This is a genomic window from Candidatus Dormiibacter sp. (genome assembly GCF_050999135.1).
Taxonomy (GTDB): domain Bacteria; phylum Chloroflexota; class Dormibacteria; order Dormibacterales; family Dormibacteraceae; genus Dormiibacter; species Dormiibacter spiritus.
Genome location: NZ_JBPCPN010000021.1, coordinates 15,944 through 37,578, shown reverse-complemented (window position 1 = coordinate 37,578; position 21,635 = coordinate 15,944). Strand labels below are relative to the sequence as shown.

At 66.8% G+C, this 21,635-nt stretch carries 21 protein-coding genes and 1 pseudogene; 12 read left to right on the top strand and 10 right to left on the bottom strand.

Translation table 11 applies throughout. The features are described from left to right. The first annotated feature begins 1 nt into the window (after position 1). From ACR2MZ_RS05080 to ACR2MZ_RS05070, 3 genes are all read left to right on the top strand, one after another. On the top strand, positions 2-1,855 hold the full coding sequence (locus ACR2MZ_RS05080; protein WP_434003984.1) for a pyruvate carboxylase subunit B: 1,854 nt from the start codon (positions 2-4) through the stop codon (positions 1,853-1,855). A 2-nt stretch (positions 1,856-1,857) separates the two neighbouring features. After that, complete coding sequence (locus tag ACR2MZ_RS05075) at positions 1,858-3,327, top strand: acetyl-CoA carboxylase biotin carboxylase subunit (RefSeq protein WP_434003983.1); 1,470 nt, start codon at positions 1,858-1,860, stop codon at positions 3,325-3,327. A gap of 65 nt (positions 3,328-3,392) precedes the next feature. After that, entirely contained in the window at positions 3,393-3,896 is a 504-nt protein-coding gene (locus ACR2MZ_RS05070; protein ID WP_434003982.1) for an NUDIX domain-containing protein, read from the top strand. A 1,177-nt stretch (positions 3,897-5,073) separates the two neighbouring features. On the opposite strand, the gene ACR2MZ_RS05065 is transcribed toward ACR2MZ_RS05070, so the two are convergent. The 4 genes from ACR2MZ_RS05065 to ACR2MZ_RS05050 all read right to left on the bottom strand — a co-directional run bounded on the left by ACR2MZ_RS05065 (position 5,074) and on the right by ACR2MZ_RS05050 (position 6,606). Beyond that, complete coding sequence (locus ACR2MZ_RS05065; RefSeq protein ID WP_434003981.1) at positions 5,074-5,430, bottom strand: cupin domain-containing protein; 357 nt, start codon at positions 5,428-5,430, stop codon at positions 5,074-5,076. 1 nt (position 5,431) lies between these two features. Beyond that, positions 5,432-6,031 (bottom strand): dihydrofolate reductase family protein, encoded by a 600-nt coding sequence (locus ACR2MZ_RS05060; protein WP_434003980.1) that lies wholly within the window; start codon positions 6,029-6,031, stop codon positions 5,432-5,434. Between the two features lie 182 nt (positions 6,032-6,213). Next, positions 6,214-6,351, bottom strand: coding sequence for a hypothetical protein (locus tag ACR2MZ_RS05055; RefSeq protein WP_434003979.1), 138 nt, complete (start codon positions 6,349-6,351; stop codon positions 6,214-6,216). A gap of 81 nt (positions 6,352-6,432) precedes the next feature. Next, positions 6,433-6,606, bottom strand: a complete 174-nt coding sequence (locus ACR2MZ_RS05050; protein ID WP_434003978.1) for a hypothetical protein — start codon at positions 6,604-6,606, stop codon at positions 6,433-6,435. 59 nt (positions 6,607-6,665) lie between these two features. Here ACR2MZ_RS05050 and ACR2MZ_RS05045 point away from each other — a divergent pair, with 59 nt between their 5' ends. Together ACR2MZ_RS05045 and ACR2MZ_RS05040 are read left to right on the top strand one after the other, a co-directional pair. After that, positions 6,666-7,037 (top strand): TetR/AcrR family transcriptional regulator C-terminal domain-containing protein, encoded by a 372-nt coding sequence (locus ACR2MZ_RS05045; protein WP_434003977.1) that lies wholly within the window; start codon positions 6,666-6,668, stop codon positions 7,035-7,037. A 71-nt stretch (positions 7,038-7,108) separates the two neighbouring features. Further along, positions 7,109-7,904, top strand: a pseudogene (locus ACR2MZ_RS05040) (phosphotransferase). A gap of 19 nt (positions 7,905-7,923) precedes the next feature. On the opposite strand, the gene ACR2MZ_RS05035 reads toward ACR2MZ_RS05040, so the two are convergent. The 4 genes from ACR2MZ_RS05035 to ACR2MZ_RS05020 are packed head-to-tail and all read right to left on the bottom strand — an operon-like array spanning position 7,924 to position 10,485. Continuing rightward, on the bottom strand, positions 7,924-8,376 hold the full coding sequence (locus tag ACR2MZ_RS05035) for a cupredoxin domain-containing protein (protein ID WP_434003976.1): 453 nt from the start codon (positions 8,374-8,376) through the stop codon (positions 7,924-7,926). A gap of 45 nt (positions 8,377-8,421) precedes the next feature. Continuing rightward, complete coding sequence (locus ACR2MZ_RS05030) at positions 8,422-9,078, bottom strand: class F sortase (RefSeq protein WP_434003975.1); 657 nt, start codon at positions 9,076-9,078, stop codon at positions 8,422-8,424. 9 nt (positions 9,079-9,087) lie between these two features. After that, complete coding sequence (locus tag ACR2MZ_RS05025; protein ID WP_434003974.1) at positions 9,088-9,840, bottom strand: ferritin-like domain-containing protein; 753 nt, start codon at positions 9,838-9,840, stop codon at positions 9,088-9,090. Positions 9,841-9,843: 3 nt separating this feature from the next. Beyond that, the gene (locus tag ACR2MZ_RS05020; protein ID WP_434003973.1) at positions 9,844-10,485 is read right to left on the bottom strand and encodes a ferritin-like domain-containing protein; all 642 of its coding nucleotides are present in this window, start codon (positions 10,483-10,485) and stop codon (positions 9,844-9,846) included. 179 nt (positions 10,486-10,664) lie between these two features. Here ACR2MZ_RS05020 and glgC point away from each other — a divergent pair, with 179 nt between their 5' ends. Together glgC and glgA are read left to right on the top strand one after the other, a co-directional pair. Beyond that, on the top strand, positions 10,665-11,930 hold the full coding sequence (glgC, locus tag ACR2MZ_RS05015; protein ID WP_434003972.1) for a glucose-1-phosphate adenylyltransferase: 1,266 nt from the start codon (positions 10,665-10,667) through the stop codon (positions 11,928-11,930). Then, positions 11,927-13,123, top strand: a complete 1,197-nt coding sequence (glgA, locus tag ACR2MZ_RS05010; protein ID WP_434003971.1) for a glycogen synthase — start codon at positions 11,927-11,929, stop codon at positions 13,121-13,123. Before glgC ends, glgA begins: the two co-directional genes overlap by 4 nt. Here the strand turns inward: glgA and ACR2MZ_RS05005 are convergent. Both ACR2MZ_RS05005 and ACR2MZ_RS05000 read right to left on the bottom strand, forming a co-directional pair. After that, the gene (locus ACR2MZ_RS05005) at positions 13,120-15,240 is read right to left on the bottom strand and encodes an Ig-like domain-containing domain (protein WP_434003970.1); all 2,121 of its coding nucleotides are present in this window, start codon (positions 15,238-15,240) and stop codon (positions 13,120-13,122) included. The genes glgA and ACR2MZ_RS05005 overlap by 4 nt on opposite strands. Then, complete coding sequence (locus ACR2MZ_RS05000) at positions 15,237-15,956, bottom strand: RNA polymerase sigma factor (protein ID WP_434003969.1); 720 nt, start codon at positions 15,954-15,956, stop codon at positions 15,237-15,239. Before ACR2MZ_RS05000 ends, ACR2MZ_RS05005 begins: the two co-directional genes overlap by 4 nt. A 162-nt stretch (positions 15,957-16,118) precedes the next feature. On the opposite strand from ACR2MZ_RS05000, the gene purB reads away from it, so the two are divergent. From purB to purL, 5 genes are read left to right on the top strand one after another with little or no spacing between them, the layout of a single operon-like run. Then, the gene (purB, locus tag ACR2MZ_RS04995; protein WP_434003968.1) at positions 16,119-17,432 is read left to right on the top strand and encodes an adenylosuccinate lyase; all 1,314 of its coding nucleotides are present in this window, start codon (positions 16,119-16,121) and stop codon (positions 17,430-17,432) included. Next, complete coding sequence (locus ACR2MZ_RS04990; RefSeq protein WP_434003967.1) at positions 17,432-18,322, top strand: phosphoribosylaminoimidazolesuccinocarboxamide synthase; 891 nt, start codon at positions 17,432-17,434, stop codon at positions 18,320-18,322. The genes purB and ACR2MZ_RS04990 overlap by 1 nt, the downstream gene beginning before the upstream one ends. Further along, the gene (gene purS, locus ACR2MZ_RS04985; RefSeq protein ID WP_434003966.1) at positions 18,319-18,681 is read left to right on the top strand and encodes a phosphoribosylformylglycinamidine synthase subunit PurS; all 363 of its coding nucleotides are present in this window, start codon (positions 18,319-18,321) and stop codon (positions 18,679-18,681) included. The genes ACR2MZ_RS04990 and purS overlap by 4 nt, the downstream gene beginning before the upstream one ends. Continuing rightward, positions 18,678-19,415 (top strand): phosphoribosylformylglycinamidine synthase subunit PurQ, encoded by a 738-nt coding sequence (purQ, locus tag ACR2MZ_RS04980; RefSeq protein WP_434003965.1) that lies wholly within the window; start codon positions 18,678-18,680, stop codon positions 19,413-19,415. The genes purS and purQ overlap by 4 nt, the downstream gene beginning before the upstream one ends. Continuing rightward, positions 19,412-21,634 (top strand): phosphoribosylformylglycinamidine synthase subunit PurL, encoded by a 2,223-nt coding sequence (gene purL / locus ACR2MZ_RS04975; RefSeq protein WP_434003964.1) that lies wholly within the window; start codon positions 19,412-19,414, stop codon positions 21,632-21,634. Before purQ ends, purL begins: the two co-directional genes overlap by 4 nt. The last annotated feature ends 1 nt before the right edge of the window (position 21,635 follow it).

Here is a 21,635-nt window from a genome sequence, read left to right as displayed (position 1 = left end):
GATGCCTGGCCAGGTACCGAAGCCGCGGCTGCGGCTGACCGACACTACCTTTCGGGACGCCAACCAGTCGCTCCTGGGGGGCCGCTTGCGGCCGCGGGAGATCCTGCCCCTGGCGAAGAAGCTCGACGGCATCGGATTCTTCGCCCTGGAGGCTTTCGGGGGCGCCACCTTCGAGACGTCTCTCAGGCTCGGTGACGATCCCTGGCAGTACCTCCGCGAGCTCGCGAAGGTCACGCCCAACACACCCATCCAGGCTCTGATCAGGGGCCAGAACCTCGTTGGCCATCGCAACTATGCCGACGACGCGGTCGAGCTGTTCGTCAAGACGGCGGCCAACCTGGGAGTTGAGGTCTTCCGGGTCTTCGACCCGCTGAACGACCTGCGGAACATGGAGGTGGCGATCCGCTCGGCGAAGAAGGCGGGAGCTCGCGTCCAGGGCGCCCTGAGCTATGCCATCAGCCCCGTCCACGATCACGACTTCTGGTGCTCACTGGCGAAGGGCCTGGCAGCGTTCGACGTGCAGGACCTGGTGATCAAGGACACCTCGGGCCTGCTGACCCCACAGGTCGCCTGGGAGCTCGTCACGGCGCTGAAGGAGATGACAGGTCTGCCTGTGATCGTCCACTCCCACTGCTCCAGCGGCATGGCGCCGATGTCCTACATGGCGGGCATCGAGGCGGGTGCGGCCGTGGTGGACACAGCGCTCTCACCGCTGGCCTGGGGCGCCAGCCAGCCCGCCACGGAAAGCGTGGTGGCGGCCCTGGCCGGCGGGGACTACGACACGGGGCTCGACCTGGAGAAGCTGATCGAGGTCAAACTGGAACTGGAGCAGGCGAAGCGAGATCACGTCGGTGACTTCTCGCCCTGGGTGGACAGAGTTGACGCTGACATCCTTCGCTACCAGATGCCCGGCTTCATGCTGGAGGACATCAGCCGCCAGCTGGAGGAGCACTCGGCGGTCGACCGCACGCGCGAGGTGATGGCTGAGGTGCCCCGGGTTCGAAAGGAGCTCGGTTATCCGCCTCTGGTGGCGCCCATCCGGCAGCTGATCGCCGCCCAGGCCGTCTACAACATTCTCGGCGGGGAGCGCTACGCGACTGTCACGCAGGAGCTGAAGGATTACCTGCAGGGTCTCTACGGGCGTCCGCCGAGGCCGGCGGAGGCGGAGATCAGGCGTCTGGTCCTGGGCCGTGAGGAGCCCATCACCGTCCGTCCGGCAGATCTTCTGGAACCCCAGGTTGAGGCAGCTCGCAGCCAGCTCAAGAAGCGCAAGCTGCCGGGCGGAGACGATCACGTCCTGACCTATCTGCTGTTCCCTCAGCTGGCCCTGGAGCTTATGGCCAAGCCGAAGGAGAAGCAGTCCGGCGATGGTCGAGAGAGCGGCGAGGAAGCGGAGGCAGTCGCCGCCGAAGGCGACCAGGCGCAGGCTGCGGCTCAGGGGGACGGGGACGAGGCCGCCGCTGAAGCGCCCGCCGCCCAGGCAGCGGCGCAAGCCCAGAGCGCGGAGTTCGACGTCGAGGTGGAGGGCGAGACTTTCAAGGTTCGGGTTACGGGAGCCGGCCTGGCAGTTCTGCCAGCGGGCGGCTCAGCCGCCGGTCCCGGCGGGACCACCGCACCTGTGCCGACGCCCAAGGCGCCAGCCAAGGACGCCATCACCGCGCCCATGCAGGGGCTGATCGTCAAGCTGCCGGTGAAGCAGGGCGACGAGGTGAAGATCGGCGAGGTGGTGGCTGTGCTGGAGGCCATGAAGATGCAGAACGACATAGTCGCCAGCAAGCCGGGCAGGGTGACTGACGTCTACGTCAAGGAGGGCGAAGTGGTGACGCCCAACCAACCACTTGTAGCCATCGCATAGAGATGAAGAGGAAGCCGTTCAACAAGGTCCTGGTCGCCAACCGGGGGGAGATCGCCGTCCGCGTCATGCGCGCCTGCCGCGAGCTGGGGATCGAGACAGCTGCCATCTTTTCGGACGCTGACGCGAACGCCATTCATCGCCGCTACGCTGACGAGTCGCATCACATCGGGGCCGCGCCGCCGACGCAGTCCTACCTGCAGCTGGAGAGGATAGTCAAGCTGGCCGCCGACGTGGGTGCGGAGGCGATCCATCCCGGCTACGGCTTTCTCTCCGAGCGGCCCGAGTTCCCCGAAGCCTGCGCGGCCGCCGGCATCGCGTATGTCGGGCCGCCCGCGGGCGCGATGCGGGCGATGGGATCCAAGCTTGAGGCGAAGCGCCTGGCCGGAGAGAACGGTGTCCCGGTGACGCCGGGCAGCGAGGCGATCGAGGACGTCAAGCTGGCGGCTCAGATCGCCCGCGACATCGGCTTCCCGGTGATCGTCAAGCCTTCCGGTGGTGGGGGCGGCATCGGCATGACGGTGGTGGAAAGGGATGCCGACCTGATAGCTGCCATCGAGAGCTGTAAGAACGCTGCCGCCGCAGCCTTCGGGGACCCCACCGTCTACGTTGAGAAGTACGTCCACAACCCCCGCCACATCGAGTTCCAGATCATCGCTGACGACGAGGGCAATGTGGTCCACCTGGGCGAGCGGGAGTGCTCGATCCAGCGGCGGCACCAGAAGATCATGGAGGAGACGCCTTCGCCTGCCTTGACTGCCGAGAAGCGGGCCGAGATGGGCGAGGCCGCCGTCCGGGCGGTGCGCGCAGCGGGTTACATCAACGCCGGGACTGTCGAGTTCATCTTCAGTGAAGGCCAGTTCTACTTCCTGGAGGTCAACGCTCGCCTGCAGGTGGAACACCCGATCACCGAAGAGGTGACGGGAATCGACCTGGTCAAGGAGCAGCTGCGGGTGGCGGCGGGGCAGCCGCTCTCCTTCACGCAGTCGGACATCTCCTGGACGGGCCACGCGATCGAGATGCGCATCAATGCTGAGGATCCGGCGCGCAGGTTCATGCCCAACCCCAAGCGGATCACCCGCTGGGTCCAGCCGGCCGGTCCCGGCGTGCGGGTGGACTCGGGTTTCGGTCCTGGCTCAGAGGTGCCGCCCAACTACGACTCGCTCGTCGCCAAATTGATTGTTCACGGCGCCGACCGGGCCGAGGCCATCGCTCGCGGCAAGCGAGCGCTGCGCGAGTTCGTGCTGGTCGGTCCGGCCACCACCATCCCCTATCACCAGGCGATCCTGGAGAGCCAGGACTTCCTGGCTGGCAAGCTTTCCACCCGGTTCATCGACGACCATCCCGACCTGCTCAATCGTGCCAAGGAGCACCTGGGCGAGGTCTCCCCCTTCGACTATGGCCCCGATCCTCGCCACATCGCCGCCGCCGCTGCGGCGGTGGCAGCGCTGACAGCCGATGCCCAGGGCGCGTGAGCGGACCCGACTGGCTCCTCGAGCCCGCTGCTGAACGGCCGTTCCAAGTCGTTGCCTCGCGCCAAGTGGCACGTGTCCGCGACATCGGTCTGCGGCTGGACACAGTGCGCTGGCCCGAGGGCGGGGAGTCAGATCACCGCGTCGTCGAGACGCCGAGCGCAGTCTGGATGGTGCCAGTGTTCGAATCGGGCGACACGGTGCTGGTGCGCCAGTGGCGGCACCCCTGGAACCGCAGCTCTTGGGAGGTGCCGGCGGGAACGCTGGAGCCCGGTGAGGAGCCCCTGCCGGCCGCGCAGCGGGAGCTGGCGGAGGAGGCCGGGCTCACCGCCGAGGACTGGCTTTCGCTCGGCCGCACGCGGGGCTCAGCGGCACTGACAGGGGTCCAATATCTCTACCTGGCCCAGAACCTGACCTCAGTCGGCCGAAGTCCGGAGGTGGCGGAGGCTGACATGATCGTCCGCAGGCTGCCGCTTCGGCAGGCCCTGGCGGCCGCCTTCGACGGGACAATCGAGCACGCCACCAGCGTCGCCGCCCTGTGCCGGGCCGGCCGCCACGTCGGGCTGCTCTGACGACTGGCGGCCGCCTGGCAATCCCGGCGGCAGCCGGCAACTGCTGGATAGTCTGAACAGCTCCGGAGATCTGTAGACGCTTCCCGGACGGTCCGGATATAGAAGCGGGGGCCCATTCTGTGGGTGATCCTTCCATCCGAGGGTTGTCGGCTGGGCTGCGAGATGCTCGTACCACCCGTGTGCGGCACTGAGGTCGGCCACCGAGATGACGGCTAGGAAATGCTCAGGTGGACATCGTTTGCTCCGGCTGTTAGGACCGGACCGCCCTGGATGCCGGTCTTCCAAGCACCAGAGAACCGATCGCGAGTGCTGCCCCGGCCGCAAGCGTCGGGTAGATGATGGCTTCCCCACCGCGCTGCCCTGACACGTGTCTCGCCATGTCGGCAGCTGCGCCAATCGTTTCTAGGGTTGCGCCGAGAGTGGCGCTCCCGACGACAGCGCGAGACAAGGAGCGACGATCACGGAGGGTCAGCGCCGCTCCGACCAGGACCGCAACAACGCCTGCGTTCGACACTACATGATCCACGAGGAAACCCCAATTGGTACCGGTGCCCGAACGGGTTGACTGGGGGAGCACGGCCCATGCGGCTTCAGACGCAACGCCACCAAGCTGGGCCAGGAGGCCCGCGACCATCCAACGATTCGAAGCTCTCTTCATCTTCTTCTCCTCCAATATGGGCGACCCATTTCTGTGGGCCGTCAGCTCATTCCGAAGCCGCTCCGCGGGGTCAGCCGCGAGCGCCGGGCCGTACTCTTAGGAGCGTCCATCCACCCGCGATAAACAGGCTTGTCGCAGCGATCAGTCCAGACGTTGCCCTGCTCGTCAGCACCACTGGGCCGGAAGCCTCGCCCGGGATGTCCCCGGCCGGGACCGACGAGTTCAGGACGGCCCGCCGGAAGCCCTCCATGAGCAGCGGCGAGAGCGAGGCCAGGGAGCGCCGCCGGCGCCGGCGTCGAGCAGCCGGTGGCCGCGACGGCCACGAACATGACCCGCTGATCGCCGGTGGCAAAGGCTGCGGTCCGCTCCCTTCCGACTGAGACCGGATGCTGCCGCTCGCGCGCACAGGTCCATCCAAAGGCCAGGGGCGCTTCCTGGCGAGCGGTCAGCCGAAGCTGGCGCCAAGGCTCGAACTCCCCAGCTTCAAGTCTGCGCACCTACACCCCTCCAATCATCTGGCTACTCGGTCAGCCAGTCAGTGACCACACGGTCACTGGGGTGGAGGGTCACCATACGCAGCGGCCTGTGGCCGGCATTCGTGAACGTGTGGGCCTGGCCAGGGGGGGCGACCACTATCTGGCCTTCGCTGGCCTCGATGGTCGCCTCCCCGACCCGAAAAGCGGCGGTGCCCTGCTGCACCACGAAGACCTCCGGGTAGGGATGAACGTGGAGGCGAGGTCCGCCGCCGGGCGGCGTGTCGGTCAGGAAGAATGAGAGCGCGACGCCACCGTGGTCCGCGCCCTCGAAGAGGCGGGCGCCGTCCCCGTCGAGCGAATGGGCCTCGGTGACTCGGGGTCTACCATCGCTGCCGATCATGTCAGGCCTCCTTTCTCATGGGCTGATAGTGGAGAAGGACGTTGCCGGAGCGGAAGGACCTGGCCTTCCGCAACTTCACGCCGATCCTTTCGGTTGCGGTTCTGAACAGCGACTGGCCGCCACCGAGGATTACCGGGTTGACCATGACTCGGAGCTCGTCGACGATCCCCATGCCCAGCAGGCTCACAGTAAGGTTCGAGCTGCCCATGATCACCATGTCCTTGCCAGGCTGCCGCTTCAGGCGTGCCAGCTCGTCGGCCACGTCGTCCTTGACGAGCCGCGTGTTGGCCCAATCGGCCTGTTCGAGCGTCCGTGAGACGACGATCTTGGGCAGGCCGTTCATCTTGGAAGCAACGACAGGGTCGGCTTCCTTGGCTGCATCCGTCGGCCACCACTGGGCCATCAGGCTGTAGGTGACCCGCCCGAACAGGATGGTGTCGACCTCGTTGAGCTGCTGGAGAGCGAACTCGTTGAACTCCTCGTCGACAACCGGCCAGTCGAAATCCCGGTTTGGACCTTCGTAATACCCATCCAGGGTCGCGACCATGAACGAGAAGATCCTCCTCGCTGGAGCGTCTTGCTGCACCATGTTCATCTGCATCGCCAACTCCTTGTCTGTTGGTGGAGGCCGCTGTGGCCAAGTGATCGCGTAAATGCCGATATCAGCTGACCGAGACGCTGAAGGCTAAGAATGTCGCCAATTGACGCTGATCCAACCGACTTTGCTCGGGTCAGCTGGGAACCTTGTCGAGAAACCCATAGACGGAGGCGATCCGTCTGTCCTCATCGGTGACGGCAACGTCGAGCCGACCACCAGCGAGTCCGCGTCTTTTGGAACCAGCGCACCACGTCGTCCCAGTGCGCGTCGATGGTGTCGACGAAGTCCTTCACAGGCTCGAGAGGGCGGTCGACGTAAATCACGAGCGGCCGCCGATTTCACGGTAGGCCGGTCCTTCTGGGAGTCGATTACCTTGTGAGGTAAGACCTGTTTGGAGCACGACGTCATCGGGGGGCATGGATCGTGAGGTGGTTGGCGCCGCCGGCGATCTCGATCTCATAGCGGCCGGTCGCGTCAGCGGCTCCGGGGGTGTCGAGCAGGAGTTCGCTGCCGACGGCCACGAAGCGCTGCTGGTCTAGCTGAAGGTCGTGCGCGCCCCGACCGACGTGGAGGCACACGGCGATTCCCGCTGGCCGCGTGACGGGATTCGCCCGAGCGAGATCCGGACGATGTCCCGGTGGCGGAGGATCGTGGCGCGCATGCGATGGGTCCCAACGCGCTGCGCTACAGCGAGCGACTCCTCGCGATCCTCCGAGCCGGCGGAGTCCCCGATCAGCTCGCCGTGCTCGGCCAGCACCTACTGATGGCCGTCGTCAACGGATTCACTCTCGACGAGACCGTCGAGGTCCAGTCCGAAGACGTGCAACCCGCATCTCAAGATGCGGCGAACATGGCGCGCGATTACCTCACCTCCCTCCCGCCTCAGCGGTTCCCCAATCTCGTCGACCTCGCCGATCACTTCGCGTTCGCCGACCCCGACGCCCGCTTCGAGTTGCTACTCGACCTGTTCGTTGACGGACTCGCGCAACGCGCGGCCGCGTCGAGCTGAGCACCGGAATTCTCGGCTCCCGCCGAAGCTCTCGCCGAAGGCGTACGCGGGCCTAGCTAGGTTCGTGTCTGATGAGCGAAGTCCGCCGCGACGACTTTCAGGCGCAGGATCTGAGGCTGTCTGAGGTTCCCCACGCAGGGACAGCCATACCGGCGGCCGTGCTGCGGCTGGCTGGGGAGGAGCCTGTGCTGGCGGTCTGGCAGAACGAGGCCGGCGGCCTCACCTTCGAGGTGGGCGGCGGCGCCCAACGACGGTTTGTGAAGTGGGCGCCGGCGGATTCTCCGTTGGATTTGGCGTGCCTCGGCTGCTCGATCAGGGCGGCGAACAGACGGGCGCCTGGCTGGTCACTGCAGCGCTGCCGGGGAGAACGCTGTCAGCCCACGCTGGCAGGCTGACCCGGCCACAGCCGTCAGGAGCCTGGGACAGGGTCTTCGCCGGCTCCACGATTCCCTGCCGGTGGCGGAGTGCCCGTTCACCTGGGCGGCGGGCGACAGAGTGGCCGACGCTCGCCGGCGCGCCTCTGGGGGGCAGGTGAACGTTGAACTCTGGCACTCCAGCCATCGCCACCTGAGCATCGCCGAAGCCCTGCAGCTGGTGTCGGCCCCGCCGCCCGTCCGCCAGCTGGTGGTCTGCCACGGTGACGCCTGCGCCCCCAACACGCTGCTGGATGCCGAAGGGGCTGTGACTGGACATGTGGATCTGGGCTTACTCGGGGTGGGGGACCGCTGGGCCGACCTCGCCATCGCCATCTGGTCGGCAGGCTGGAACGACGGCCCTGGCTGGGAAGCGCGCCTGCTGGAGGCATATGGGGTGGAGCTGGACCCCGTCACGGCGTACTACCGGCTGCTCTGGGACCTCGGTCCCTGAGCAGCCGCTCGCCACCCATTTACGTGACTACTATCGTCCCTTCCATTCCAGGATGGAAAGTGCAGACGTAGTGGTAAGTCCCCGGCTTGTCGAACTTCTTGCTGAAGCTCTCGTTCGCGCTCATGGTGGACGAGTTGCCAAGCGATTTGTCGTCAAAGGTGACGTTGTGGATGTTGCCGCTGTGGTTGATCCACACCACCGTCTCACCGACCTTGATGTTCGTGCTGGCAGGCTTGAAATCACCGCCCTTGTTGGTCGCGTTGACTTCCTCCACCATCGCCGCTGCGGGGGCAGGCGCCTGAGATGCGCTCGGGCTGGGGGCGGCCGTCGGGGCCGCGGTCGGGGACATCGACATGTGTGCGTGGTCGGTCGGCGAAGCCGTAGCTTGCGAGGATGAGCCGCCACCACCGGCTCCGCAGGCGGCCAGGCTCAGAAAAGCGGCCGCCAGGAGCCCGATTCGACCGAGTCTCATGCTTGATCTGGTGAGTTTCACTGCTTGTCTCCTGAGATAGATACGTCAGCTCTGCGTTGCCCGGATCAATAGGCGCTCGCTGTACAGCTGACGATTGGCGTCCCACGTTCCGGCGCAGGTGATGAGCGTGAGCCGCGGCGGCCCGTCGGTGGCGTAGAGATCGGCCGGCGTCCGGTCGTTGGGCACCAGGCCCACGGAATCGGCCCGATAGTTGACGGTTCGCCCGTCGCCAGCCACCACGGTGATCGTGTCGCCTGGGTTGATCGCACCCAGTCGGGCGAAGACGGCCGGAGCTCCAGTCTGGGTGTCGAGGTGGCCGGTGAGAACCGTGTCACCGTTCTGGCCGGGGCTGCTGCCCAGCTCGTACCAGCCGACGTTGGCTGTGTCATTGGGGGTCTTCAGCAGCAGTGCGGGTGTAACGCCGACTGACTCCACTCCCGCATCCACTCCGATTGACGCAATCCGCAGTCGCTGCGGGGTCTGGCCCGCCACGCGCGCCGGCTCGGGGTTGTATTGGTCAGGTGCCGGCGGTACGACCGGGATGGTCGCCGCCGGCCTGTGCGGCGCCAGCGCCTGATGCCGGCTTGCCTGTTGTGAGTGCAGATCGACGGCTCCGATGGCCGTCGATAGGCTGAGCAGGACCGCCCCGCCGAGCACGAGTGCCCGGCGGGAACCGGTCCAGCCACGAAGGCGTGCGATCACGCCCAAGATTTACTCAGTCTCGGCTGCGGCCGCTCGGCGGCGCAGACCGGCGACGAGCAACCCCGCCCCGGCCAGCAGGCCGGCCCCGGCCCCGGCGGCCAGGAAGTCAGGGTTTCCGTTTCGGGGGGGGAAACCGGCACTCGGCATTCCGCCCAAGAAGGGCATCACGGCCGCCAGCACGTCGGCTGGCTGCTTAGCGGTCTCGGTGGCCCCCATGTAGATGCCACCCTCAGGCGCGGCGCCTGTGATGTAGCCGATGGCGGCGGCGTGTCGTGCCTCCACCCCGAAGATGCCTGCCGCGGCCTGCAGGATGTCCTTGTTCTGGATGCTGCCGGCAGCGCCCAGGTAGGCTCCCACGCCCGTCTCCTCGAAGGTCTTGGCCAGTTTGAGGTAGGAGTCGCGGGAGGTGAAAGTGCCGTCCGGGAACGTCACGCTCGGCTTGGCAACCGGAGTGCCGCCGATCTTCTTGATGGTGTCGCTGATCGCCTGAACGTGAGCTTCCTCGTCCTGCTGGATGGTGGCTAGAACGTCCTTCTCGGTGGCGTCGGTGATCACGTTGGCGGCGTTGCCCATCTCGTAGAACGTCGACTCCAGATATTCGAGAGTCAGCGCATAGTTGAGCACGTCGGCGTCGCTGCCGAACGCGGCCCAGGCCCGTCCGGTGCTGAGCAGCTGAATGGCCGCCTCGCCGGAGACCACGGCTCCGGCGCCGAGCGCGCCCCGCTTCAGAAAGCTGCGGCGGTTGATTGATGAATTGGTCATTATCTAGGCTCCCAGGAACGGCTTGACAGCAGCCACTACCTCGTCCATCGAGGCGTGCGCCTCGACCGGAGCGGGTGCGAACTTCTGCTTCAGGATGAGGTTCAGCACCGACGCATGGCGTGACTCCACCCCTGCGATGGAGGCGGCGGCACCCAGGATGGCGCCGTCCTTGATCAGGGGCACCTGGCCGTGATAGGCCTTGACACCTGTCTCCTCGAACGTGTTGGCAGTCTTGAGGAACGTCATCGCGTCGGTGAACGTGCCGTCCGGATACTTGAAGGTCGGCTTGGCCGCCGGCGTGGCGCCCAGCTTCTGCAGGGTGCCGAGGATCGCCTGGACGTGTGCCGCCTCGTGCTGGGCGATCGGTGCCAGGTACTTCTTGTTGTCACCAAGGAAATCCTTGGCAGTGCCCTGCGCGTAGAAGTCGGCTTCCAGATATTCCAGCGTGAGGGCGTAATTGAGGACGCCGACGTCCCCATCGCCGAACTGTGAGGCCATTTCCGGGCCGGCTGCGAATGCGGTAGTCGCGCCCCCCGCCAGCGTGGCCCCGACGCCCACGAGCGCCGCGGTTCTGAGGAAGCTCCGGCGGGTCGTCTCATCCTTGAAGTGGATGACCGCCTGGCCTCCGAACAACTCCGAGTCCACTTGAAAAGTCTCCTTTGTCTAGAGCGGTGATTGACACCTGAACCAGATCGACTGCTCGCGAGGCGTCACCAGCGCGGGACAGGAATGTGACGCATTCCCTCCGATCTCAGCAGGTAGATGCAGGAGTTACGCTTCAGCCCCAGCGTTGGATCAATGAAGGCAACTAACCTGAACAGGGGATGACTCAACTGGCCGGCTTGGGCAGAGATGAGCTGCATGTGATGGCAATGGTTCTTGCCGGCGGCCAGGGCACTCGCCTCCTGCCGCTTACCCATGATCGCGCCAAGCCGGCGGTTCCCTTCGGGGGCACCTACCGACTGATCGACTTCGTGCTCTCCAACCTCGTCAACAGCGGTCTCCGCAAGATAGTCGTCCTCACCCAGTACAAGAGCCACAGCCTGGATCGGCACATCGCTCAGATGTGGCGTCTTTCTCCCATGCTTGGCAACTACGTGGCCAACGTGCCCGCCCAGATGCGGTTGGGCCCGCGCTGGTTCCTGGGATCCGCTGACGCCGTATTCCAGAACTTGAACCTGATCAACGATGAGAAGCCTGAGCACATCTGCGTTTTCGGCGCCGATCACATCTACCGAATGGATGCGATGGGGATGCTCCGCCACCACCTTCAGAGCGGGGCGGGTATCACACTCGCCGGCATCCCGGTCCCGCTTGGCGAAGCGTCAGGCTTCGGCATCATCGAGGCCGACGCGGACGGCCACGTTCGCAGCTTCGTGGAGAAGCCCGACGCGCCCAAGCCGCTTCCGCACGACCCCAGCCGTGCGTATGCCTCAATGGGCATCTACATCTTCACCACCAAGGCGCTGGTGGAAGCTGTCAGCCGCGACTCCTCCGATGACAGCTCGATGCACGACCTGGGGGGCAGCATAGTGCCCATGCTCGTCGATCAGGGCCAAGCGGGCGTCTATGACTTCAACACCAATCGGGTACCGGGAGTTAGCGGCCAGGAGGCAGGCTACTGGCGCGATGTGGGGGATCTGGACTCCTATTACCAGGCAAGCATGGACCTGCTCGCGCTTGAGCCTCCGTTCAATCTCTACAACCAGGACTGGCCCATCTACAGCTGGCTGCCGCCGGTCCCGCCGGCCAAGTTCGTCCATGACGAAGACGGCCGTCGCGGCATGGCGCTCAACTCACTGGTCTCATCGGGTGTGATCGTCTCGGGCGGCCTGGTGCGGCGCTCCATCCTCTCACCGGGCGTGGTAGTTCACTCCCACGCCGAGGTGGAGGGCTGCGTGTTGATGGACGGCGTGGACGTCGGCGGTGGCGCCAGGCTGCGCAACGCGGTGATCGACAAAGGGGTGCGCATCCCGCCCGGCGCCACCATCGGCTACGACCTGGCGGCGGATCGCGAACGGCTCCACGTCACGCCGGGCGGCATCGTCGCCATCGGCAAGGGCCAATCCCTGGGCGCCCTGCCGGCATGAGGGGGGGACCCCGCGTCGGGTTGCTGACCCGGGAGTACCCACCCGAGATCTACGGCGGCGCCGGTGTGCACGTCGAGTACCTGGCCAAGGAGCTGCGCCAGAGGTTGGAGCTCAGCGTGCACTGCTGGGGGGAGCCGCGCGGGGAGGCGAGCGTGAAGGCCTATCAGCCCTGGCCGGCCCTGGCGGAGCCCAAGCCGGAGGCCGGCGCGCTGCAGGCCATCTCGATCGACCTCGCCATGGTGGCCGCTTTGAAGGAGGTGGACCTCGTCCACAGTCACACCTGGTACGTCAACCTGGCCGGCCACTTCGCCAAGCTGACGTGGGCAGTTCCGCACATCGTCACCACTCACAGCCTGGAACCGCTGCGTCCCTGGAAGGCGGAGCAGCTGGGCGGCGGTTACGCGCTCTCACGCTTTTGCGAAGAGACCGGGATTCTGGGCGCCGATGCAGTGATAGCCGTATCCCAGGGGATGCGGCGGGATGTGCTCGACTGCTATCCCGGCGTCGACCCGGCCCGCGTGCGGGTCATCCACAACGGGATCGATCCCGAGGTCTACCACCCCGTCTCCGACCCAGCCGCCCTCCGCCAGCACGGCGTCGATCCGGTGAAGCCCTACGCGATCTTCGTCGGCCGGGTGACCCGCCAGAAGGGGCTGCAGCATCTCTTGGCCGCCGCCCGCCATCTCGATCCCCGCACTCAGCTGGTCGTCTGCGCGGGGGCGGCAGACACCCCGGAGCTGGGCGCGGAGGTTGAGGCCCTGGCCGACCAGCTGCGGCAGCGGGACTTCAACCTGGTTTACCTGGAGGGGTTTCTGCCGCTCAGCCTCATCCTGCCCCTCCTCACCGGCGCGACCGTTTTCGTCTGCCCCTCCATCTACGAGCCGTTCGGCCTGGTCAACTTGGAAGCGATGGCCTGCGAAACTGCTGTGGTCGCCTCGGCCGTGGGCGGGATCCCGGAGGTGGTGGTGGAGGGCGAGACCGGCCACCTGGTCGAGTACGACAAGGGCCGGCCGGAGGAGTTTGAGCGCGGTCTGGCCGCTCGGTTGCAGGAGCTGCTCCAAGATCCAGACCGCGCCGCAAGGTTCGGAGCTGCCGGGCGCCAGCGGGTGTTGGAAAAGTTCAGCTGGCCGGCCATCGCCGACCAGACAGTGGATCTCTACGAACAAGTACTGACCCGGCGCCGAAGCGCCTAAGTCAGCGGAGGTCCGAGCAGGTCCAGCTTGAACGGCGTGGCAGGAGCGTGGTTGACGTCCTTGACGTCTGCTGTCACGCCCAGCGTGTAGGTGTTGCCGGGGACGAGTGCCGAGCCAATATCGATCATCACTGTGCGACTGGAAGCGTCGTACGAGTTCTGGCCCCTGACGCCGCTCAGCGACACGCCAGCTATCGTGGCGGGGTCGAGATCCGCATCGAAGGTGACCCTGAGCTGATGTCCTGTCGCAGTGACCGAGAGCACATTGGGGCCGCTTCCCAGCGGCGGCGCCCCCGTCTCGGTCACGCCGTGAACCATGGTCTTGGCCGAACCCTGCCGGGCGAAGGTCAGCGTCTCCATCACCACTCGCCGGTCCTGTCCCTGCGCAATCACCAAACGGACCACAGCCCGGCCGGGCTGTGAGAACAGCACGCTGTAGCTCACCAGCTGTCCGTCATTGCCCTTGTAGACCAGCTTCAGGCCGGCGAACGCCTTCTTGCCGGCGTCGTCGAGATAGCTGTTGGCACCCTCCGCGTTACCCGCGCCGCGGGCTTGGAGGAAGGCGTCGAGGACGTCCTCCTGGGTCGAGGCAGGCGCAGGCCGGGCGCTCGGCACCCTGGCTGTGAAGAGCTGGCCCGCCCGGTGAAAGGCGAACACGCCAGCTCCGGGCGCCCAGTCTGGCTGGCCATAGGCGCCTGGGGAGAGCAGGTGGAGCTCGGAGCCGTCTGCGTGAACAAGCGAGATGCCCGACGAGCCGGCCAGCAGGAGATCATCGCCGCCCGACCAGCTGAGGCCGCTGAGCCCTGTGGCTGCTGTCAGCAGCACAGCTGCGTGGCCGTCGCTGATGTGCGCTCCGTCCACATCGAGGTAGGCATAGCGGGAGGAGTCCGGCGACCAATCGCCCAGTCCAGTGGCGCTGCCGATGACCGAATCCTTACCAGTGCTCAGCTCCAGCACATGGAGCCCCCCCGACGTCAGGTAAGCGAGGCGGTCGCCGTTGGGCGAGAAGTCTCCGGCGCTGGGGTCTTGGCCGAGGCTCGCGAGCTGCGTCGGCGCTGCCGGAGTTGGGCTCGGCGTGGTCGCTGACGGGCTGGCGCTGGGGGACGGCGTGGCCGGTGAGGAGGTCGCCGTCGGGCTGGCTGAGGTCTCCGGCGCCGGGGGCTGGGCGGCCGGCTGCTCGGCGACTGTCAGGACTGAGCGCCCGGCCAGCACCAGCAGCCTCCCGTTCCTGAAGCCAAGCGCCAGCGGCCGATCAGCCGTCAGCTTCTGCTGCCCGTAGCTCACCTCGCCGCCGCTCGCGTAGGCGGGCGTGCCGTCAGGTCCGACCGCCACCCTGGTGACTCCGCTGGCCACCACCCCAGTCTTGCCGGTCGCGACCGTGTAGGCCTCGAGCGCGCCGTCGGGCGTGATCAGGTACAGCGTCGAGCCGTCCCGAGACCAGGCGGCGGGGGCGGCCCCGACGCTGCCGAGCACCTGCTCTGCCGTAACCCCGGCCGCGGGCGTCGGAGTGGGGACAGGGGTCGCCGGCGGCGCCGGCTGGGTCACGAAGACAACTGCCGGCCGGACAGGGACCGGCTGTCCCGACTCGGTGCGCGCCGACGGCGCCAGCGACACCTGGTACTGGGTGCCGGGCGCCAGGCGGTTGACCGGCGTGACCTTGAGGTCATTTCCTTGCCACTCGTAGGTCACAGTGGTGGCCGGCTCAATTCGGACTGCCGCTTCGACCGAATGGTGATCGACCGGCTCCTTGAAGGTGAGGACTATCGGCTGCACAGTCGCGACGGCATGAGCGTCCTGCAGCGGGCTGTTCCAAGCAACTGTCTTGCCGCTGGTGGTCGGGCTCACGGTGAGCGTATAGGCGAGGAAGGCGATCAGGAGAACCCCGATCGTGGCGCCAGCCCAGGCAAGTCCGGGGGGAGCCAGCAGGCGGCGCCACCAGGGCAGCCCAGGTTCGGCCATGGCCCAGGCTTCCTGCATCAGGCGTCGACGCAGCGTGGCCCGATACATCAGGTCCGGCTCGATCCTGTGCGGCGGATTCTCGCTCAGCAGCTCGAGCCGGCTGCGGTGTTCCGGAGTGGGGAAGATTTCGTCCAGCTCGGGATCTCGCGGCCAGCTCATGCCTCGATCTCCTCCAGCTCGCCACCCGCCAGGTTGAGCCGAAGCCGGCTCACCCCCCGGTGGATGAGCAGCTTGACGGCCCCAGCCGTCTTGCCCATGGCGATAGCGATGTCCTCGATCTTCATGTCCTCCTGGAACTTGAGGACCAGCGCTACCTGCTGCTGCCGGGGCAGCGTCTCGACCTGGGCCCAGATGCGGCTCATGCGATCCCGCCGCGCGGCCATCTCCTCCAGTCCGGGTCCACCCACCGATACGTCGTGCTGGGCGTCGATGTCCTCCAGCGGCCTGGCGGCGCGGAAGCGATCGGCCACTGCGTTGACAGCTATCTGATACAGCCAGGCAGAGAAGGGCCGGCCCGTGTCCTGATAGCGGCCGATGCCACGCAGGGCCTTCAGAAAGACGTCACTCGTGACGTCCTCGGCGATCGCTTGGTCGTGAACTCTGGAATACACGAATTTGTAGATCTGGAGAAAATAGCGGTCATAGAGCTCACCGAAGGCCGGTGGCTCGTACTTCGCACGCTCAACGAGCTCCCTCTCGTCATCCCGAGGAGGGAGGCTCAAAGACCGTTCTCTCTCCGCCTGCTCAAACGACTGGGCGGCGGAAGCGGTTACGTCCACGACTACGAGTGTCGAGGCCCGGAAGGTGGTCCAGTGGATCGCGCCGGGCAGGGGCAGGCTGCCGCGATCTGCGGGCGGTTGCCGGGCGCGGGGCAAAAGGAGGCTGCATGAGCCTCTTTAGCCTAGCCAGAGCAGGTTGCTGCAGCGGGCGCCAGCCCCTATTTTGTGGCTACCCCAAGTAGCCGATACCAGATCTTGCCGAATCTGTTTCTCTCTATACTTACTGCACCCCTTGCCAGCCCAAGAGGTTTCCTCTCCTTGATAGAACGCTACGCACCTGCCCGCATGCGCGAGCTGTGGTCCGATCGAAGCCGTTTTCAACTCTGGCTGGAGATTGAGATCCTGGCCTGTGAGGCCTGGGCGCAGGCGGGCCGGATCCCGGCCGAGGCGCTCGCCAAGATTCGCTCAGCCTCCTTCCAGGTGGAGCGCATCAACGAGGTGGAGGCCCAAGTGGGTCACGACGTGATCGCCTTCCTGACAGTGATCGGGGAGTCGGTCGGCCAGCCGGAGGCGCGCTACATCCATTTCGGGCTCACCTCCTCAGACGTCATCGACACCGCTCTGGCTGTGCAGGTCCGGCGCAGCGCGGAGGTGATCCTGGACGACCTGGCGAAGCTGCGCCAGGCCGCGGCAGAGCTGGCGCTGCGCCATCGCAGGACGCTGATGGTCGGGCGCACACACGGGATTCACGCCGAACCGATCACGTTCGGCTTCAAGGTCGCCGGCTGGGTAGCCGAACTGGATCGCGCGCGGGAGCGCATCAAGTGGGCGGCCGACGACCTGGCGGTGGGCAAGCTGAGCGGGGCTGTCGGCAGCCATGCCGGCCTCGATCCTCGGGTCGAGCAGTATGTTTGCCAGCAGCTCGACCTTCGCGTTGATCCCGTCAGTACGCAGGTGGTGTCGCGAGACCGCCACGCCGCCTTCATCTCCGCCCTGGCAGTGGCAGGAGCTTCTCTGGAGCGGATCGCTGTGGAGATCCGACATCTGCAGCGGAGCGAAGTCGGCGAAGCGCTGGAGCCGTTCAGTTCCCAGCAGAAGGGCAGCTCCGCGATGCCGCACAAGCGCAACCCGATAGTCAGCGAGAGAATCTCCGGGCTGGCGCGCCTCCTCCGCGGCTACGCCGCCAGCGAGCTTGAGAACGTGGCGCTCTGGCACGAGCGAGACATCAGCCACAGCTCGGCGGAGCGCGTGCTCTTTCCTGACGCCTGCTGCCTGCTCGACTTCATGGCGATCGACCTGACCAAGGTTCTGAGCGGGCTGGAAGTGCGGCCGGAGCGGATGGCGAGAAACCTGGCAGCCGATGGCGGCATCGTCTATTCGCAGCGGGCGCTGCTGGCGCTGGTCGAGAGCGGGCTCAGCCGCGATGCCGCCTATCGAATAGTGCAGTCCGCCGCTCTCCGCGCCAGCGATGGTGAGGGCGGCTTTCGGGAGAACCTGGCGGAGAACACTGAAGTGGCGCAGCGCCTGGGAGCTGACCTGGACGCGATCTTCGACCCCGCAGCCTTCCTGGAGCACGTCGACCTCGCCTTCGAGCGGACAGGGCTGCTGGCCACCGCCGCGAGCAAGAGCTGATGGCCGAGGTCCTGCGCGCCGTCACCAGCACCAACCTCGACTACCCCGTCTTCGCCAAGGGGAAGGTACGCGACACCTACACGCTGGATGCTCGCCGGCTGCTCATGGTGGCCACAGACCGAATCTCGGCCTTCGATTGGGTGATGCCCGACGGCATCCCGGACCGGGGCCGGGTGCTGACCCAGCTCTCCGTCTTCTGGTTCGAGCGCTTACACGACCTGCAGCCAAATCACCTGCTCGGCACCGAGCTGGAGGGCCTGCCGCCCGAGCTGGCCGGCCGCTGCATGGTGGTCAGGCGCGCTGAGCGGATCGACTTCGAGTGCGTAGTCCGAGGCTATCTGGCGGGCAGCGCCTGGTCGGAGTACAGCCAGCTCGGCACCATGGTCGGCGAGCCGTTGCCGACCGGTCTCCGTCAGAGCGAGCGGCTGCCGGAGCCGATCTTCACGCCCGCCACCAAGGTTGATACGGGCCACGACGAGAACATCAGCTTCTCCCGGTTGGCGACCAGTCTGGGTGACGACCTTGCCACCCAACTGCGAGATGCCAGCCTCAACCTGTACGAGGCCGGTGCGCGCCTCGCGGAGGCTCGGGGCCTGATCCTCGCCGACACGAAGTTCGAGTTCGGTCTCATCGACGGCAGGTTGACCCTGATCGATGAGGTGCTGACGCCCGACAGCTCGCGGTACTGGGATGCCGAGAGCTACCAGGTGGGCACTTCGCCCGAGTCCTTCGACAAGCAGTTCCTCCGGGACTGGCTGGCCTCCCAGACCGGCTGGGATCGGAACTCGCCGCCACCCAGGCTGCCCGAGCAGGTGGTGGAGCAGACGCGCGGGCGCTATCTGACCGCCTACCAGCGCCTGACAGGCAGCTCCTTCAGCTCCATTTCGTGAGAACCGCCCGGGTGCTGGTCACGCCCAAGCCGGTCATCAACGATCCCCAGGGGGCCACTGTCAAACAGGCGCTGAACAGCCTGGGCTTCGCCGGCGTGGAGGAAGTCCGCATCGGCAAGTACCTGGAGATCCAGCTGCAGGCGTCCTCAGACGCCGAAGCCCGCAGCGAGGTCGAGCAGATGTGCCGCAAGCTCCTCGCCAACCGGGTGATCGAGGACTTTCGCTTCGACGTCGATCCGGCGGCGGAGGCAGACGATGCCGGTGAGGCCGTCGCAGACGCCGCCGCGGCCGGCGACGCCAACGCTGACAAGGGTCCCAAGGCTGCGAAGGGTGCCAGGGGCGGGAGTGGCGAGGGATGAGATTCGGAGTCGTCGTCTTCCCCGGGACCTGGTCGGACCGCGACATGCGGCTGGCTCTGAGCGGGGTGGAGGGCGCAGAGGCGATCCCCCTCTGGCACAAGGAGCGGGACCTGCAAGGCGCCGACTGCGTCATCCTCCCCGGTGGCTTCAGCTACGGCGACTACCTCCGGACTGGCGCCATCGCTCGCTTCAGCCCTGTGTTGGAGAGCGTCGTCGAGTTCGCCGCCCAAGGCGGCCTGGTCCTGGGCAGCTGCAATGGGTTCCAGGTACTCTGCGAAGCCGGTCTGCTGCCGGGGGCGCTGGTCAGGAACGCCAATCTGGAGTTCCGCTGCCAGTGGCAGCACATGGTCTGCGAGCGCGGGGACACTCCCTTCACGCATGGCATCCATACCGGCCAAGTGCTGCGAATGCCGATCTCCCACGGCGAGGGCAACTATGTCGCCGATCCCGCCACGCTCTCCCGGCTGGAGCAGAACCGTCAGGTGGTCTTTCGCTACTGCGACTCTGGCGGCCTGGTCGACGCGGAGGCCAACCCCAACGGCAGCCAGCACAACATCGCCGGCATAGTGAACGAGCGCGGCAATGTGCTGGGGATGATGCCCCACCCGGAGCGCTGCGCCGACGCGGACCTGGGCGGACTGGACGGTCTCCGCCTCTTCGAGGCCATCTTGAGAACCCCCGCCGGTGCGAGAGGCGCGGCCGGCTCTTCGGCCGCGCCTCTAGGGGTGGCATGAGCCGCACAGCCGGCTTCATCAGCAGTTGGGAGCTGCGCGAGGTGGCGCTCAGCCGGGCCGAGTACGAGCTCATCCTGAAGCGGCTGGCTCAGGAGCCCAACCAGCTTGAGCTGGGCATGCTGGGCGTGCTCTGGTCTGAGCACTGTTCCTACAAGACGTCCAAGCCGCTGCTGCGGCGGCTGCCGGGCCGGGGCCGGCAGGTGCTGCAGGGACCTGGCGAGAACGCGGGAGCTGTCGACGTCGGCGGCGGCTGGGCCTGCGTCTTCAAGGTCGAGTCGCACAACCACCCCAGCGCGATCGAGCCCTACCAGGGCGCTGCCACCGGCGTGGGCGGCATCCTTCGCGATGTCATGGCCATGGGCGCCCGCCCCCTGGCGCTGCTCGATTCGCTCCGTTTCGGGCCCCTGCCGGAGAGCCGGCCGCACTTCGAAGGCGTCGTGGCAGGCATCGGCGGCTACGGCAACTGCATGGGCATCCCCACGGTGGGTGGGGAGATCTACTTCGATGAGTGCTACGCCGGCAACCCGCTGGTCAACGCCATGTGCGTGGGCGTGGTGCGGTCGAAGGAGCTGATGCTGGCGCGGGCGGAAGGCACCGGCTCCCGGCTCCTGCTGGTCGGCGCTCGAACGGGTCGGGACGGCATCCATGGCGCCTCCTTCGCCTCGCTCGAACTGGACGGCGACTCGGACGAGCGCCGCCCGGCCGTCCAGGTCGGCAACCCCTTCCTGGAGAAGTGCCTGCTGGAGGCCTGCCAGGAGCTGCGCGGCCTGGGCGAGGTGGTGGCGGTCCAGGACCTGGGCGCCGCCGGCCTCACCTCGTCGGTGGCCGAGTGCGCCGGCCGGGCCAAGGCCGGCGCGCGCATCGACGTGACAAGGGTGCCCCGGCGGGAGACCGGCATGTCGCCCTACGAGGTGATGCTCTCCGAATCGCAGGAGAGGATGCTCATCGTCGTCAGGCCGGGGGGCGAAGCCCGAGTGGCCAAGGTCTTCGCGAAGTGGGACCTGGAGGCCGCGGTGATCGGCGAGGTTACCGACGACGGCCAGCTCACGGTGACCGAGGGCGACTCGGTGGTGGCTCGGCTGCCTGTGCAGCTCCTCACTGAAGGAGCGCCCGAGCGCAACCCCCGCTCGCAGCCGCGGGCCCAGCAGGCAACGATCTTGAACCTCGATCGCCTCCTCAGCGAACCGGAGGATCTGGGCGGCGTGCTGGTCAAGCTGCTGGGCAGTCCCAACCTCTGCAGCCGGCTGCCGGTTCACCGCCGCTACGACACCATGAACGGCGCTGCCACCATCATCCCGCCGGGCGGCGACGCGGCGATGGTGCGCCTCAACGGCACCCAGATAGGTCTGGCGCTGACTCTGGATGGCAACGGCCGCTACTGTCAGCTCGACCCCTTCACAGGCGCTCAGATAGCGGTCTGTGAAGCGGCTCGCAACATAGTCGCCACAGGCGCCGTCCCAATCGGGGTGACCGACTGTCTCAACTTCGCCAACCCTGATCGACCGGAGGTCTACTGGGAGCTGGAGCAGGCGGTGGCCGGTATCGCCGAGGCCTGCGCCAGCCTCGAGCTGCCGGTTGTGAGCGGCAACGTCAGCCTCTACAACGAGAGTGAGCAGGGGGGCGCCATCCAGCCCACACCGGTGATCGGCATGGTGGGCGTCATCTCCGACTACCGCAGGCGCCTCACGGCAGGCCTGCGGCAGGCGGGTGATTTCGTGCTTCTGATCGGGCAGACGCGCTCGGACATCGGTGGTTCCGAGTACATGAAGGTCATGTTCGGCCAGGTCAGCGGGTCACCCCCGGCGCTTGATCTGGCCCGGGAGCAGGCGGTCCAGGGATTCATCCGCGAAGCACACGAGACTGAGCTGCTCTACTCGGCCCACGACGTGGCCGAGGGCGGCATGCTGGTGGCGCTGGCTGAGAGCTGCTTGCTCGGCGACCTGGGGGTGCGCTGTCCGGCCCTGGTGGGCGACGGCGGCCTGCGCCTGGACGTGGCCTGCTTCTCCGAGTCGCAGAGCCGATTTCTGATCAGCGCTCCGCCCCGGGCGATGCCGAATCTACAGACCCTGGCGCGCAGCCACCGGGTCGAGATCACACTGCTCGGTCTGGCCGGCGGCTCCGAGCTGGAGTTCGAGGGCCAGATCAGGGTTTCACTGAGCGAGCTGCGAAAGGCCTGGGCAGGCGGGCTCGAGAAGGCGCTCCAGAGCACGCGAGAATAGA

Excerpts from the sequence above, each read along its gene's own strand:
- ACR2MZ_RS05080 (WP_434003984.1), top strand. The coding sequence starts at position 2 with ATGCCTGGCCAGGTACCGAAGCCGCGGCTGCGGCTGACCGACACTACC.
- ACR2MZ_RS05075 (WP_434003983.1), top strand. The coding sequence starts at position 1,858 with ATGAAGAGGAAGCCGTTCAACAAGGTCCTGGTCGCCAACCGGGGGGAG.
- ACR2MZ_RS05065 (WP_434003981.1), bottom strand. The coding sequence starts at position 5,430 with ATGATCGGCAGCGATGGTAGACCCCGAGTCACCGAGGCCCATTCGCTC.
- ACR2MZ_RS05060 (WP_434003980.1), bottom strand. The coding sequence starts at position 6,031 with ATGCAGATGAACATGGTGCAGCAAGACGCTCCAGCGAGGAGGATCTTC.
- ACR2MZ_RS05035 (WP_434003976.1), bottom strand. The coding sequence starts at position 8,376 with ATGAGACTCGGTCGAATCGGGCTCCTGGCGGCCGCTTTTCTGAGCCTG.
- ACR2MZ_RS05025 (WP_434003974.1), bottom strand. The coding sequence starts at position 9,840 with ATGACCAATTCATCAATCAACCGCCGCAGCTTTCTGAAGCGGGGCGCG.
- glgC (WP_434003972.1), top strand. The coding sequence starts at position 10,665 with ATGACTCAACTGGCCGGCTTGGGCAGAGATGAGCTGCATGTGATGGCA.
- glgA (WP_434003971.1), top strand. The coding sequence starts at position 11,927 with ATGAGGGGGGGACCCCGCGTCGGGTTGCTGACCCGGGAGTACCCACCC.
- ACR2MZ_RS05005 (WP_434003970.1), bottom strand. The coding sequence starts at position 15,240 with ATGAGCTGGCCGCGAGATCCCGAGCTGGACGAAATCTTCCCCACTCCG.
- ACR2MZ_RS04990 (WP_434003967.1), top strand. The coding sequence starts at position 17,432 with ATGGCCGAGGTCCTGCGCGCCGTCACCAGCACCAACCTCGACTACCCC.
- purQ (WP_434003965.1), top strand. The coding sequence starts at position 18,678 with ATGAGATTCGGAGTCGTCGTCTTCCCCGGGACCTGGTCGGACCGCGAC.
- purL (WP_434003964.1), top strand. The coding sequence starts at position 19,412 with ATGAGCCGCACAGCCGGCTTCATCAGCAGTTGGGAGCTGCGCGAGGTG.